This is a genomic window from Achromobacter sp. Marseille-Q4954 (genome assembly GCF_943737025.1).
Lineage (GTDB): Bacteria > Pseudomonadota > Gammaproteobacteria > Burkholderiales > Burkholderiaceae_B > Achromobacter > Achromobacter bronchisepticus_A.
Window position 1 is genome coordinate 1,122,686 of the sequence record NZ_CALSFQ010000002.1, and the last position, 13,073, is coordinate 1,135,758.

Consider the following 13,073-nt stretch of genomic DNA (forward strand, 5'->3'; position numbering starts at 1 on the left):
TCATGGCGAATCCGGGCCGCATGGCCTTCATACTTTCAGATGAGCAATGATATTGCCCGCCGCCTCGGGCGCGCCAGCCTCGCCTTCATCGACGATGCTGCCCTGCTTGAGCACCAGATAGCGATCGGCCACGTCCAGCGCGAACGCCACGTTCTGCTCCACGATGAACATTGTCGTGCCGTGCCGCTCGCGTTCCCAGTTCAGCGCGCGGCCCAGGCGCTCGATCACCGAGGGCTGCAGCCCTTCCGTGATCTCGTCCAGCAGCAGCAGCGCGGGCCGCTGCATCAGCCCGCGCGCCACCAGCAGCATCTTCTGCTCGCCGCCCGACAGGGTGCCGGCATGCTGGCGCAAGCGGCTCGTGAACACCGGAAACAGCTCGGCGATCTGGGCGAAGCGTTCGTCGAAGAGTTGCTCGCGCGGCAGTCCCAGGCGCAGGTTGTCGCGGATGCTCAGGTCAGGAAACAGCGGCTGTTCCTGGGCGGCGTAGGCCACGCCGCAGCGCGCCACTTCGTGCGGCCGCAGCCGGGTGGCGTCGACCCCGCCCACGCTGACCCGCCCGCGCTGCTTGGGCAGATAGCCCATGACGGTCTTGAGCAAGGTGCTCTTGCCCATGCCATTCTTGCCCAGCAGCGCCACGCAGGCGCCGCGCTCGACCGTGAGCGACACGTCGTGCAGCACCATGGCCCGCTTGTAGCCGCTGGACACCGCTTCCATGCTCAACGCCGGCGCTGCGATGCTCGTCATTGCCCTGCTCCTTGCGCGGCCGGCGCGCCGCCGGCGTAAATGGTGCGCACCAGTTCTGATTCCACGACCTCGCGGAATCCTCCGTCCATGACGATGCGGCCCTGGTGCAGGACCACAATGCGCGTCGCGATCTCCTTGACGAAATCCAGGTCATGTTCCACCAGCAGGCAGCACAGGCCATAACGGTGCGCCAGGGACGACAGCACGTGGCCGATCTGCAGGCGTTCGGCCTTGCTCAGCCCGGCGGTCGGCTCGTCCAGCAGCACGATGCCCGGTTCCAGCGCCAGCACCATCGCCAGCTCCAGGGCCTGCTGCTGTCCATGCGACAGGTCGCGCGCCACGTGGTCCAGGCAGTGGTCCAGGCCGGTCACGCGCAATGTCTCCAGCGCATAGGGCGGCAGATGCAGCGTGGGCGACCGGCGCCACCACGACGGCCGTTCGCGCAGCGTGGTCGCGATGCGCAGGCTTTCGGCCACGGTCAGCGTATCGAACACGTTGGCATTCTGGAACTTGCGGCCCAGCCCATGGCGCACGCATTGCTCCGGTCCGTCGCGCCGCACTTCGTGGCCATAGAGTTCCAGCCTGCCCTGGGACCGCTCGGCGCCGTCCGCGATGCAGCGCATCAGCGTGGTCTTGCCGGCGCCGTTGGGGCCGATCAGCCCGACCAGTTCGCCGCCGCGGGCTTGCAGGTCTATGCCTTCCAGCACCTTCAGGCTCCCGAAGTGCTTGGACACGCCCGCCAGGCTCAAGGCCTGGGCCGCGCCGCCGGCTTGCCGCGCGGGGATGGCGCGCTCACCCAGCGCGGGTGTGGCCGCCCTACCCGACCTTGCGCGCCAAGGCGCGATCAGCAGGGGCAGAAGCCCCCGCGGCAGCAGCAGGATCACCAGGACGAAGGTCACCCCCAGCAGCAACTGCCAGACGAACGGCATGTTGCCGCTGAGATAGGAGCCCGCCACATTGATGAGTATGGCTCCCAGCACCGGCCCCCAGATGGTGCCGCGCCCGCCCAGCGCCACCCAGATGATGAGTTCCGTGCCGAAGACGAAGCCCGTGAGTTCCGGCGCCACCACGCCGCTGAACGCGCCATAGCCGAAGCCCGCCAGGCCGGCCACCGCGCCGCAGGCCACCAGCAGCGCGATGCGCCAATGGGCGGTGTTCAACCCCAAGTAGCTGCACCGCGCCTCGTTGTCGCGCAGCGCCACCAGGATGCGGCCGCCATCGCTGCGCACCATCACCCAGGCCAGCAACGCCACCGCGGACAGGCCGCCCGCCGCGATCACATACCAGGCCTCCAGCGACAAGTCGAAGGTTTCGTACCCCGTCAGGCCGGACGAAGAGCCGGTGTAGGTGCCGCCGGACAGCACCAGCTGCATCAGCACGATGGGCAGCACCAACGAGATCACCGTGGCGAAGAATGGCGAGGCCCCACGGTAGAACGACAGCCAGCCGGTCACCAGCGCCAGCAACGCCGCGGCGCCCACTGCCGCCAAGGCGGCCAGCGCCGCTATCGCAGGCGAGAATCCGTAGTGCGTGAAGGCCAGGCCCGCGGCATATGCGCCCACCCCGAAAAACGCGGACTGGCCGAAGGTCAGGTAGCCGGTGTAGCCCCACAGCACGTCCACGGTGACCGCCGCCACGGCGAAGAACAGCGCCTTGATCAGCACGTTCAGCAGATAAGTGTCGAACAGCCAGGGGCCGGCCGCGGTCAGCACCAGGCAGAGCCCGGCCAGGCCCAGCAGGCTGCGGCTGCGCGCGGCCTTTTGCGCCGAGGCGTCGTCAGCGGCGCCAGCCAGCGTTTGAGGGGTCAATGCGCGGTCAGTCATGGGCGAATCCTTGAGGACGCAAACGCAGCGTCAGCGCGGCCAGGACGGCGATGGTGACGCCGCCCAGGATCGGGCTGACGTAGACGCTTACCAGCACCTGGCAGGCGCCGTAGACCAGGCAGGTCAGCAGCAGCGCGGTGATCGAATGGCCCGACACCATGACCAGCATGAAGGCGCTGACCAGCCACGGCAGCCCCATGTTCGGGTCGACGCTGGACAAGGGCGTGATCAGCGCGCCGGCCAGCGCGCCCAGCCCCGCTCCCAGGCCGAAGGTGGTGAAGCGGATGCGCTCGGCATTGATGCCCAGGCCGCGCGCCAGGTCCTCGTTCATGATCACGGCCCGGGTCCGCACGCCAAAGCGCGTGCCGCTGAGCAGCAGCGTCATGGCGGCATACATCAGCAAGGCCGCGGGCACCAGGAACAGGCGGTACGCCGAATACTCCGTGCCCAGGAAGGACACGGCGCCGTGGATGGGCGAATCCGCGAACTTCACTTCGCGCCCGAATGCCATGGTGATGAGCTGGCCGATCACGATGCCCAGTCCCCAGGTGGCCAGGATGGCGTCCAGCGGCCGCTTGTACAGCGGCTGCACGATCAGCCGTTCCACGCCCATGCCCACCAGCACGCCGACCGCCAGCGCGAACGGCAGCGCCAGCCAGGGATTCAGCCCCAGCTGCGTCACCACCAGGCTGGCGTAGCTGCCCAGCGTAAGAATCGCGCCATGCGCGAAGTTGACGATCTTCATCACGCCGAAGATGATCATCAGCCCGGCCGTCACGATGAACAGCATGGCGGCCGTGCTCAGGATGTCCAGCAGCAAACCCATATCGCTCTCCGGCGCCGCCGGCAGGACCGGCGGCGCTTGTCATGGCATGGCCGTCACTTCAGGTCCGGACACTGCGCGCCCGGGTCGACCTTGTCGAAGGTCTGCAGGATCTTGATGGAGCCGTCCTGCTGCACCTGCCCCAGGCGCATGGTCAACGCCGCGTGGCGCTGGCGGTCCATGGTCACCGGGCCGCGCGGGCCGTCGAACGTGACTGCGCTCAAGGCCTGCACCACCTTGGGCGCATCGGTGCCGCCGGCCTTTTCGACCGCCGCCTTGTACAGGTAGAAGGCTTCATACTGCGGCGCGGAGAATTCGTTGGCGGTCTTGGCGTCGTTGCCGAACTTCGCCTTCAGGCCGTCCAGGAATTTGCGGTTCTGCGGCGTGTCGATGCTGGTCAGGTACGAGGCCGACATGTACATGCCCACCGCCGTGTCGCCCATGGTCTTGGCCGTGCCTTCGTCGATCGCCAGATTGCCGTAGGGCATGGACAGGCCAGCAGCCTTGACCTGCTTGGCCAGGCTGACGTTGGGTCCGCCGCCGGCCGTGGAGCTGATCAACGCATCCGGGTTGGCCGAGCGTATCTTGGAGACCACCGGCGTCCAGTCGGAACCGTCGATCGGCAGGTACTCTTCGCCCACCACGCGTCCGCCCTGCTTTTCGATATATTCCCGCGTGAACTTGAGCATGCCGCGGCCGAAGGCGTAGTCGCTGCCCACCAGGAAGAAGGTCTTGGCCTTGCGGTCCTGCATGAAGTGGTCCACCACCGGCGCGACCTGCTGTTCCGGCACCCAGCCATTCACGTGCAACCAGCGGTTGCAGGAACGGCCTTCATAGAATGACGTGTAGATATAGGGCACCTTGCCGCGCGACACGATGGGCAGCGCGGCATTGCGCGCCGCGCTGGTTTCCATGGCGATGATCGCATCCACCTTTTTCTGGAACACCAGGGTGTCATACGCCTTCTGCGCCCCGACCGCGCCGGAGGCGTCATCGGCGATCTCCAGCACGATCTGGCGGCCCAGGATGCCGCCGGCCGCATTGATCTCGTCGGCAGCCAGTTGCGAGGCCTGCACCACGCCCGGCGCGACCACGCTGTTTGCGCCGGACAGGCCGACGGGCACGCCGATGCGCAACGGTTCGGCGGCATGCGCGCTGGCAGCGCCAGCCAGCAATGCGACAAACGACAGGCGGATCCGGCAGCTATTCAATAGGCTCTTCATGGGTTTTCTCCTTGGGGGGAACGGCCGTGGACCGTCGTTCAGCGTTGCCGCAGGCCTGCGGCGGCGCCCAACTGCTCGTCATAGATGTCGCGGCGCCTGTCGCGCAGCACATGGTTGAAATCATTCAACTGGCGCGCGCGGCGCGAGGCCTTCAGGTCTATGGGCGCCAGCAGCACCTCCTCCTGGTCGATGCTGGCGGGTCCTGCCGCCGTCCAACCCTGGGACCCCACGATCAGGCTGCGGCCCACGAAGGGCTGGCCGCGCTCGGTGCCGACCCGGTCGGCGCACACCACCGTCAAGCCGTTGCTGTGGGCGCCGCTCATGGTCAGCGCATGGGCCATGACCGGCCCGTCGCGGGTCTGCCCCGGCATCGGCACCCAATTGGTCGGCACCGCCACGATGTCCGCGCCGCGCACCGCCAGCAGCCGGTAGACTTCAGGAAACCAGCCGTCGTAGCAGATGGCCACGCCGATGCGGCCCAGCTCGGTGTCGAATACCGGCAATCCCAGGTCGCCCGCCTCGAAGTACAGGTTCTCGTCGCCCCAGAGGTGCAGCTTGCGATAGGTCCCCAGATAGCCATCCGGGCCCGCGACCAGCGCGGAGTTGTAGAGGCGTCCGCCGGCGCGTTCCGCAATGCCCGCCACCAGGTAGATGCCCAGGCGCTGCGCCAACGCGATCCAGGCCTGCGAGCTGGGGCCTTCCGGCACGGCTTCGGCCAGGGCGTAGGCCTCCTCGCGGCTATCGAACATGTATCCCGTGTTGGCCAGTTCAGGCAGCACCACCAGCCGCGCGCCCTGGGCCGCGGCCTGCTCCACCAGTTCGATGGAACGCGCGATGTTGGCGGCGGTTTCGCCGATCGCGGGCTCCATTTGCACGCTGGCCACCCAGGTCACGGCGGCGGGAGAACGTTGCGGTTCCGACGCTTGCATGCGAGCTCCATATTCAGAAATTGAAAACGAAAAAGCCCCCGACCACGCATTGCGTGCAAGTCGGGGGCTTCTATAGCCAAGACTGTATGTTCAGGCAGCAATCATTGCTGCGGGGTACTGCAAGCCGTTCAGGTCAATGTTGACCGTGTGCGAATGATAGGGAGACGCGGGTTCCTGGGACAATAAGTGCTTTCCCGGACGGCAGGACGGTCCGCCAAAACGCGCGTTCCGGCGCTGCGTCATTGCGACGCATTGGGTCGTCCCACCCGGCTTGGCATAATACGCAGCCATGAGCAAACCCGCAGCACACCACCCTCCCCTTGCCGCAGGCTGGCTGGCCAGCGCGCCTCCCATCCTGCCTCCTGCCCCGCGCCACTGGCTGTTCCGCCCCGGCGCGCTGACCGCCGGCTTGCGCCAGGTTGGCCAGGTGCGCCTGCGCGTGCTGGCCGAATACGCGGATGGCGCGCCGCTGGATGAAGCCCGGGCGATGGGCATCGCGCCCGGCGCGCCGGTATGGATCCGTGAGGTGCTGATGTCGGTGGACGGCGTGGACAGCGTGCCCGCCCGCAGCCTGACGCCGCTGCGCGCGTCCCACGGCGCCTGGCAAGGCATGCGCCGCCTCCTGACCCGGCCATTGGCGGACATGCTTTACCACGACAGCACGGTGGTGCGTTCGCCGTTTGCCTGCCGCCGGCTGGCCTCGCCGGTGCCGTTTCATGCCACCGCGCTGGGGGTATTGCCGACCGGGCAGCGCGACCGCGATGGCGGGCGCATCTGGGCGCGCCGCTCGGTGTTCTGGCGCCAGGGCCAGCCGCTGCTGGTGGCCGAGTGCTTCCTGCCGGCGTTCTGGGAGCTGGTTTCTGATCAACCCGTGCCGCCGCTGGTGCCGCATCAGCGCACGCCGCGCTGACACCCCGGCCTCAGCCTTCGTAGCGGCGCCCGCGCTTCAACAGTTCGGGCGTGCCGATCACGGCGTTCAGACCGTCGAAGTCCAGCATGCCCTCGCGCCACGGCGCGGTCGTGCCATGCTGGCGCAGGCTGGCGTAGTAACCCTGCAGCGTGTGCGCCACCGCGCGCGCCGTGCCGCCAGGAAAGATGACGATGCGGAATCCCAGCGCGGTCAGCGCATCGGCGCTTTGCACCGGAGTCTTGCCGCCTTCGACCATATTGGCCAGCAGCGGCACGCGATGCGCAAAACGGCTGCACGCCGCCTGCATCTGCTCCGGCGTGCGCAACGCCTCGATGAACAGCGCGTCCGCGCCCGCTTCCAGATACGAGTCGGCGCGGTCCAGGGCGGCTTCCAGCCCTTCCACGGCCAGCGCGTCGGTGCGCGCCAGGATCAAGGTGGACGCCTGCGCGCGCGCATCCACCGCGGCGCGCAGCTTGCCGCACATTTCGGCGGCCGGGATCACGGACTTGCCGTCCAGGTGGCCGCAGCGCTTGGGGAAGGTCTGGTCTTCCAGCTGGATCATGGCGGCGCCGGCGCGCTCCAGTCCGCGTACGGTGCGTTGCGTGTTCAAGGCATTGCCGAAGCCCGTGTCGGCGTCCACGATGACGGGCGTGGCCACCCGCTCGGTGATGCGGGCCAGCGTGTCCTCGACCTCGCTGTACGTGGTGAGGCCGATATCCGAGCGGCCCAGCCGCGTGTAGGCTATGGACGCGCCCGACAGGTATAGCGCGCCGAAACCCGCCTGTTCGGCGATGAGCGCGGACAATGCGTCGTAGACGCCGGGAGCCAGCACGGCGCCGCCGGCCAGCTGTGCTTGCAGATTCTGTTTGTGCATGGTTTGGAAAGTCCTAGGAAAGCTCGCGGCCCAGCAGGGATGCGGCCGTCGCCGCGGCGATATGGCCGCCCGCCACCGCGCTGAGCAGGCCGTTGCCGGACAGGTAGCCGGACACGTCGTTGCCCGACACGCCGCGCGCCGCGCCGCCTGCCGCCAGCAGGTTGGGCAAGGGGTTGCCCATCTGGTCCAGCACGCGGCAATGCGCGTCGATGTCCAGGCCGCCCTGCGTATGGAACAGCGCGCCCGTCACTTTGATGGCGTGGTACGGCGCTTGCAGCGCGCGCTCGAAGCGCCGGCCGAGGGCGTCGGCGGCGCCGGGCGACACCCCCGCCAGCGTCGCGCGCAGCGTGGCTTCGTCGCAGCCGATCAGGGCCGCCAGCGCCCCGACGTCGGCGCAAGTCTTCAGCGCCTGGCCCATCTCTGCCTGGACGAAGTCCGGAAAGCCGCGCGCCAGCGCCAGCGTGCGGTCGTCGAATACGTTCCAGGCCACTCCGCCGGGTTGCGCCAGCACATGGACCGCGGCCTCGGAATAGCCGTGGGTCTCGTCATGAAAGCGCCGCCCCGCGCCATTGACCTGCACGCCGCCGTCCATCATCACGGCCCAGGAGATCAGTGCGCCCTGCGGCGTGGCCCAGGAGCCGTGCCCCTGGTAGCCGCCCAGGTCGGCCAGGCGCGCGCCCAGTTGCACTCCCCATTCGATCGCGCTGCCGTCGTTGCCGACATGGCCGCCGTAGACAGCCCCCCGCATGGCCGGCAGATGTGCGCCCACCATCGCGGCATTGCCGCCAAAGCCGTTGCAGGCCAGGATCAGCACGTCGCAGCCGATCACGTCGATGGAGCCGTCCGGACGTTCGCAGCCCACCGCGGTGACGCGGCCGCCCTCGTCCGTCCAGATCGGCCGTGCCAGGGCGCGGGTCAGCAGATAGGCGCCGGCCCCGGTGGCGGCGCGCTCCAGCGCGGCAACCAGGGCCGCGCCCGTGCGCTCGGGCAAGGTGTGCATGCGGCGGGCGCTGTGGCCCGGATACAGGAAGCCGTCCAGCACCTGGAAATCCAGGCCGTGGCGGGCAAGATTGTCCACTGCGGCAGCTGCCGCGGCCGTGTAGGCATCGACCAACTGCGGCGCGGCCGTGCCGCCCGCCTTGGCCTGGATGTCCGCGGCAAAGCGCTGCGCGTCGTCCTCGATGCCAGCGGCCCGCTGTACCGCCGATCCCGCCGCCGGAATGAAGCCGGACGACAAGGCGGTGGAGCCGCTGGGCGCGGCATCGCGCTCGATCAGCACGGTCTCGATGCCGGCATCGGCCAGGCGCAGCGCGGCGGTCAGGCCGCAAGCACCGGCGCCGATGATGGCCACCGACACATGCATCGCGTCCGCGCCGGGAGCCAAGCCCCGCAGGACTTGCGGCGCGCTCACGAAGCCAGCCTGCCCAGGAAGTCCTGGCAGGACAGCACGTCGGCCACGGTGCGCAAATCCGCCAGCGCGGCATCGTGCATGGCCGGCGTGGGCGCGGCGCAGCCGTCGGCCAGCACCGCTACGTGATAGTCCCGCATGTGGGCATCGCGCGCCGTGCTGGCCACGCCGCCATTGGTGACGATGCCGGCGATCACCACGTTGGAGATGCCCGCGCGCCGCAGCACCCAGTCCAGCTGGGTATTGAAGAAGGCGGAGTACGCCACCTTCCAGACCGACACGTCCACCAGCCCATCCAGCTCGGCCACGTTGGCCTGCCCCTTGGAGCCGGCGACGAAATCGCCCTTGCGCAGGAATGGGCGCAACTGCCGCAGATGCGGCGAAATCATGGGTTCGCCGTGGGCGTCCGGCCATAGCGTGAACTGGCTAGCCGCCACGAAGCCGCCTCGCGCCTTGAGCGCGCGGGCCACGGGCGCGACCCGGGCGGGCAAGGCCCGCGCCTGCGGGCTGACGGCGCCGCCGCGGTCATAGGCGCCGCCGGGCGCGAGGAAATCGTTCTGCAGATCGATGACGACCAGCGCGGTGCTGCGGGGATCGAAGGCTGACATGGGCTCTGCTCCTAGGAAACCTGGCGGGCGATCAGCAGATTGCCCAGGGAATCGACCTGGCCGGCAAAGCCGGGCTCGATCCAGATCGTGGTGTCCGGCTGCTCCAGGATGGCGGGCCCCGCCACCTCCGCGCCCACCGGCAGATCCAGCCGCGCGTAGCGCATGGCGTCATGCCATTGCCCGCCGTGGAAGACGGGTTGCGTGCCCAGCGCGTCCGGCATCGCGGTGCTGGTCGGCGCCAGCAGCGCCAGATCGAACTTGGGCCGCTGGCCGATGCGCGCATAGCGCAGGTTCAGGATGCGCACCGCGATGCCGTCCAGGCTGCGGCCGAAGGCGGCGCGGTAGGCACGCTCGAAGGCTGCGCCGATGCCGGCGCGGTTCAGTTCATCACGCCCGACTTCCACCCGCACCGTATGGCTCTGCCCGACATACAGCATGTCCAGCTCGATGCTCTCGCGTATGCCCTGAAAGCCCACGCCCGCGGAATCCAGCCGCTCCTGGCAGGCCAGCGCCAGGCCGTCTATGCGGGCCAGCAGGTCGTCGGCGTCCAGCGCGGCCAGCGCCACGTTCAAGGTCTGCACGCCGTCATGCCGCATGTCGGCCATGACGCAGCCCAAGGCCGAGGTCACGCCGGGATAGCGCGGCACGATGCCGCGGGCCGCGTCCACTTCGTTCATCATGGCGCAGACGTGCAGCGCGCCGCCGCCGCCAAACGGCATGTAGGCGAACTTGCGCGGGTCATGGCCGCGCTCGATGGACACGACGCGGATCGCGCCCGCCATCTTGGCATTGGCCACGGTCAGGATGGCCTCGGCCGCGGCATGCACGTCCAGGCCGAGCGGCTTGGCTACATGCTCTTCGATGGCGGCGCGCGCCAGCGCCACGTCCATGGTGGCAAGCAGCCCGCCGCCCAGCGGGCGTTCGGCCGCGATGCGGCCCAGCAGCACGTTGGCGTCGGTCACGGTGGGACGGGTATTGCCCCGGCCATAGCAGGCCGGCCCCGGCACGCTGCCGGCGGATTCGGGACCCACCTGCAACAGGCCGCCCGCGTCCACGCTGGCGATAGAGCCGCCGCCCGCGCCGATGGTCTCGATCTGGATCATGGGCGCGCGCACCACCATGCCGAAGTCGATGGCGGTCTGCGCCGACAGCGAGGCCTCGCCGTCGGCCACCAGCGACACGTCGAAGGAAGTGCCGCCCATGTCGCCGCTGACCACGTTGGGAAAGCCCGCGGCGCGCGCGATGGCGGCGCAGGCGATGACACCCGCGGCCGGACCGGACAGCGCGGTGCGCACCGGCACGTCGCAGGCCGTCTGGCGCGACATCACGCCGCCGTTGCTCTGCACCACCAGCAGTTCGCCGCCGAAGCCGTTGTCCTTCAGGTCCGCTTCCAGCCGGGTCAGATAGCCGCCGACCACCGGCTGCAGCGCGGCGTTGAGCACGGCCGTGGAGCAGCGCTCGAATTCGCGGATCTCGGGCAGCACCTCGGTGGCGGCGGTGACGTTGCCGTTGGGCCACAGCGCGCGCACGCAGGCCGCGGCCTGCGCCTCGTTGGCCGGATTGGCATAGGCGTTGACGAAAAAGAGGCAGACCGCCTCGCAGCCCTGCTCCAGCAATTGGCGGGCCGCGGCCTCGACCTGGGCCAGGTTCACTGGCGTATGCAAGGTGCCGTCGGCCAGCACGCGCTCTTCGACTTCCAGACGCAGGTCGCGCGGGACCACCGGCTCATAGTTGCCGCGCAGGCCCCAGGTCTGGGGCCGGTCGCGCCGGCGCATTTCCAGCACGTCGCGAAAGCCGGCCGTGGTGATGATGCCGGTGCGCGCCACCTTGCGCTCCAGCAGCGCGTTGGTGCCTACCGTCGTGCCGTGCACGATGGTGGCGATGGCGTCCGCGCCGTCGGCCACTCGGGCGATGCCGTTCATGAAGCCGCGCGCTTCCTCGCCGCGAGTGGAAGGCACCTTCACCACGCGGGCGCTGCCGCCCGCCTCGTCCAGCACGAATATATCGGTGAACGTACCGCCCACGTCCACGCCTACGACCAAACCTTGTGCCGCGCTCATGCCGACTGCTCCTTCAGATTTCCGCTCACGTAACCCATCTTGCGGTCATGCTCGCGCGCCGCCTGCGTGCGCGCGGCAGGCTCGCCATAACCGCCTCCTCCCGGTGTTTCCAGGCGCACCCGGTCGCCGCGCTTGAGCTGGATGCCCAGCATCTTTGAACGCATGGGTGGCGTCTGCCAGCCGCCGTCCTGCTGATAGCGGAAGACGTTCAGCGCCGCTTCCCTGCCGCCGGCGATACCCTTGGGCGCGCTCTTGCCGCGTTCGCCGAAGATGAAGGCCTCGGCGCTGTCTTCCAGAAGTTCGATTTCATAGATGGCGCCCAGCCCGCCGCGGTGCTGGCCGTCGCCCGCCGAATCGGGCCGCAGCGCCCATTGCGTGAAACGCACGGGATAGGCCGCTTCCAGGATTTCCAGCGGCGGAATGGTGGCCGTGGAGATGGGCGCGTTGCCATGGCTGAGCCCGTCGCCGTCCGAGTGGCCGCCATGGCCGCCGCCAAAGAAGCTGAACATCACCCAGCGCTGGCCGCGCCGGGCGGGGTCGCTACGGTAGCCGGCGATCGACAAGGCATTGATGGTGCCGTAGGCCTGCGCCAGCGCGCGCGCTGGCTCGGCCTGGGCCATGGCGCAGAAGATCACGTCGATCATGCGCAGAATGGTTTCCGTGTAGCCTCCGACCGGTCGCGGGCGGTCCGCCGAGATCACCAGGCCGTCCGGAAGCACCACGTCCACCGCGTCCAGCACGCCGGCATTGGCCGGCACGTCCGGGAACAGGTGTTTCAGGGCCACATAGCAGGCCGCGATCGCCGTGGCGCGGGAGATATTCACCGGCCCGGCGCAGGCAGGCGAAGTGCCGGTGAAATCCAGCGTCAGGCGGTCGCCCTGGACGATGAGCTTGAGCGCGATGCGCAGCGGCTGGTCGCGCACGCCGTCGTTGTCCAGCATGTCCTCGAAGGCGTACTCGCCGTCGGGCAGGCGCGAGATGTGGTCGCGCATCAGGCGGCGCGCCCGCTCCCGCAAGGTGTCCAGCGATTCCAGCACGGTGGCGTCGCCGTATTCGTCGAGCAGGCCGTCCAGCCGGCCCGCGCCCAGTTCGAGCGCCGCCAGCTGCCCGTTCAGGTCGCCCCAAAGGCTGTCCGGCAGGCGCGTGTTGGCCTTCAGGATGGCCAGCACGTCCAGGTCCAGCACGCCCGCGCGCACGATGCGCACCGGCGGAATCTGCACGGCTTCCTGCCAGCATTCGGTGGCGGCGGGGTTGTAGTTGCCCGGCACCGCGCCGCCGACGTCATGCCAATGGGCCGCCGAGGCCAGGAAGCAGAACAGCTTGCCGTCGCGGAACACCGGACGCACCAGCTTGAAGTCATTGGCGTGGGTGCCGCCTTCGTAGGGATCGTTGAACAGCCAGACGTCGCCGTCGACCATGCCGCCGCGCTCGGCGGCCGCCTTGGCCGCGGCCTTGACGGCAAAGGCCATCGCGCCCACGAATACCGGCAGGCCGGACTTGCCCTGCACCAGCGTGGCGCCGGTGGCGGCATCGTACATGCCGTGGCAGGCGTCATGGGCCTCGGCGATGATGGGATTGAACGCGCTGCGGTACAGCGTGGCGTCCATCTCGTCGGCGATCTGTTCCAGGCGGCCTTTCAGGACCGCGAGTGTGACGGGATCAAGCATGATG

The 13,073-nt window shown here is 69.1% G+C and carries 11 protein-coding genes; 1 reads left to right on the forward strand and 10 read right to left on the reverse strand.

Annotation, left to right across the window (positions count from 1 at the left end):
• Positions 1-27 precede the first annotated feature (27 nt).
• Genes NGK62_RS23215 through NGK62_RS23235 form a run of 5 tightly spaced genes read right to left on the reverse strand, consistent with a single transcriptional unit; the run spans position 28 to position 5,542 of the window.
• Positions 28-744, reverse strand: coding sequence for an ABC transporter ATP-binding protein (locus NGK62_RS23215; RefSeq protein WP_118933563.1), 717 nt, complete (start codon positions 742-744; stop codon positions 28-30).
• Positions 741-2,567, reverse strand: coding sequence for a branched-chain amino acid ABC transporter ATP-binding protein/permease (locus tag NGK62_RS23220; protein WP_251880552.1), 1,827 nt, complete (start codon positions 2,565-2,567; stop codon positions 741-743). The genes NGK62_RS23215 and NGK62_RS23220 overlap by 4 nt, the downstream gene beginning before the upstream one ends.
• Positions 2,560-3,393 (reverse strand): branched-chain amino acid ABC transporter permease, encoded by an 834-nt coding sequence (locus NGK62_RS23225; protein ID WP_059374371.1) that lies wholly within the window; start codon positions 3,391-3,393, stop codon positions 2,560-2,562. The genes NGK62_RS23220 and NGK62_RS23225 overlap by 8 nt, the downstream gene beginning before the upstream one ends.
• 53 nt (positions 3,394-3,446) lie before the next feature.
• A complete protein-coding gene (locus NGK62_RS23230) occupies positions 3,447-4,613 on the reverse strand; it encodes a substrate-binding protein (protein ID WP_059374367.1) in 1,167 nt (388 codons plus the stop codon).
• A gap of 38 nt (positions 4,614-4,651) precedes the next feature.
• Positions 4,652-5,542 (reverse strand): nitrilase family protein, encoded by an 891-nt coding sequence (locus NGK62_RS23235; RefSeq protein WP_251880554.1) that lies wholly within the window; start codon positions 5,540-5,542, stop codon positions 4,652-4,654.
• A gap of 289 nt (positions 5,543-5,831) precedes the next feature.
• On the opposite strand from NGK62_RS23235, the gene NGK62_RS23240 reads away from it, so the two are divergent.
• A complete protein-coding gene (locus tag NGK62_RS23240; RefSeq protein ID WP_118933561.1) occupies positions 5,832-6,452 on the forward strand; it encodes a chorismate--pyruvate lyase family protein in 621 nt (206 codons plus the stop codon).
• A 10-nt stretch (positions 6,453-6,462) separates the two neighbouring features.
• Here the strand turns inward: NGK62_RS23240 and NGK62_RS23245 are convergent, their stop codons facing one another.
• The 5 genes from NGK62_RS23245 to NGK62_RS23265 are packed head-to-tail and all read right to left on the reverse strand — an operon-like array spanning position 6,463 to position 13,069.
• Positions 6,463-7,326 carry an isocitrate lyase/PEP mutase family protein gene (locus NGK62_RS23245; RefSeq protein WP_251880556.1) on the reverse strand — a complete coding sequence of 288 codons (864 nt, stop codon included), beginning with the start codon at positions 7,324-7,326 and terminating at the stop codon, positions 6,463-6,465.
• A gap of 13 nt (positions 7,327-7,339) precedes the next feature.
• Complete coding sequence (locus NGK62_RS23250) at positions 7,340-8,737, reverse strand: FAD-dependent oxidoreductase (protein WP_251880558.1); 1,398 nt, start codon at positions 8,735-8,737, stop codon at positions 7,340-7,342.
• Positions 8,734-9,342 carry a cysteine hydrolase family protein gene (locus NGK62_RS23255; protein WP_059374360.1) on the reverse strand — a complete coding sequence of 203 codons (609 nt, stop codon included), beginning with the start codon at positions 9,340-9,342 and terminating at the stop codon, positions 8,734-8,736. The genes NGK62_RS23250 and NGK62_RS23255 overlap by 4 nt, the downstream gene beginning before the upstream one ends.
• An 11-nt stretch (positions 9,343-9,353) precedes the next feature.
• Positions 9,354-11,402, reverse strand: coding sequence for a hydantoinase/oxoprolinase family protein (locus NGK62_RS23260; protein WP_118933558.1), 2,049 nt, complete (start codon positions 11,400-11,402; stop codon positions 9,354-9,356).
• A complete protein-coding gene (locus tag NGK62_RS23265) occupies positions 11,399-13,069 on the reverse strand; it encodes a hydantoinase B/oxoprolinase family protein (protein ID WP_251880560.1) in 1,671 nt (556 codons plus the stop codon). Before NGK62_RS23265 ends, NGK62_RS23260 begins: the two co-directional genes overlap by 4 nt.
• Between the last annotated feature and the right edge of the window lie 4 nt (positions 13,070-13,073).

Bases quoted from the DNA above. Each gene is read 5' to 3' on its own strand.
- NGK62_RS23215 (WP_118933563.1), bottom strand. From the start codon at position 744: ATGACGAGCATCGCAGCGCCGGCGTTGAGCATGGAAGCGGTGTCCAGC.
- NGK62_RS23220 (WP_251880552.1), bottom strand. From the start codon at position 2,567: ATGACTGACCGCGCATTGACCCCTCAAACGCTGGCTGGCGCCGCTGAC.
- NGK62_RS23225 (WP_059374371.1), bottom strand. From the start codon at position 3,393: ATGGGTTTGCTGCTGGACATCCTGAGCACGGCCGCCATGCTGTTCATC.
- NGK62_RS23230 (WP_059374367.1), bottom strand. From the start codon at position 4,613: ATGAAGAGCCTATTGAATAGCTGCCGGATCCGCCTGTCGTTTGTCGCA.
- NGK62_RS23235 (WP_251880554.1), bottom strand. From the start codon at position 5,542: ATGCAAGCGTCGGAACCGCAACGTTCTCCCGCCGCCGTGACCTGGGTG.
- NGK62_RS23240 (WP_118933561.1), top strand. From the start codon at position 5,832: ATGAGCAAACCCGCAGCACACCACCCTCCCCTTGCCGCAGGCTGGCTG.
- NGK62_RS23245 (WP_251880556.1), bottom strand. From the start codon at position 7,326: ATGCACAAACAGAATCTGCAAGCACAGCTGGCCGGCGGCGCCGTGCTG.
- NGK62_RS23255 (WP_059374360.1), bottom strand. From the start codon at position 9,342: ATGTCAGCCTTCGATCCCCGCAGCACCGCGCTGGTCGTCATCGATCTG.
- NGK62_RS23260 (WP_118933558.1), bottom strand. From the start codon at position 11,402: ATGAGCGCGGCACAAGGTTTGGTCGTAGGCGTGGACGTGGGCGGTACG.
- NGK62_RS23265 (WP_251880560.1), bottom strand. From the start codon at position 13,069: ATGCTTGATCCCGTCACACTCGCGGTCCTGAAAGGCCGCCTGGAACAG.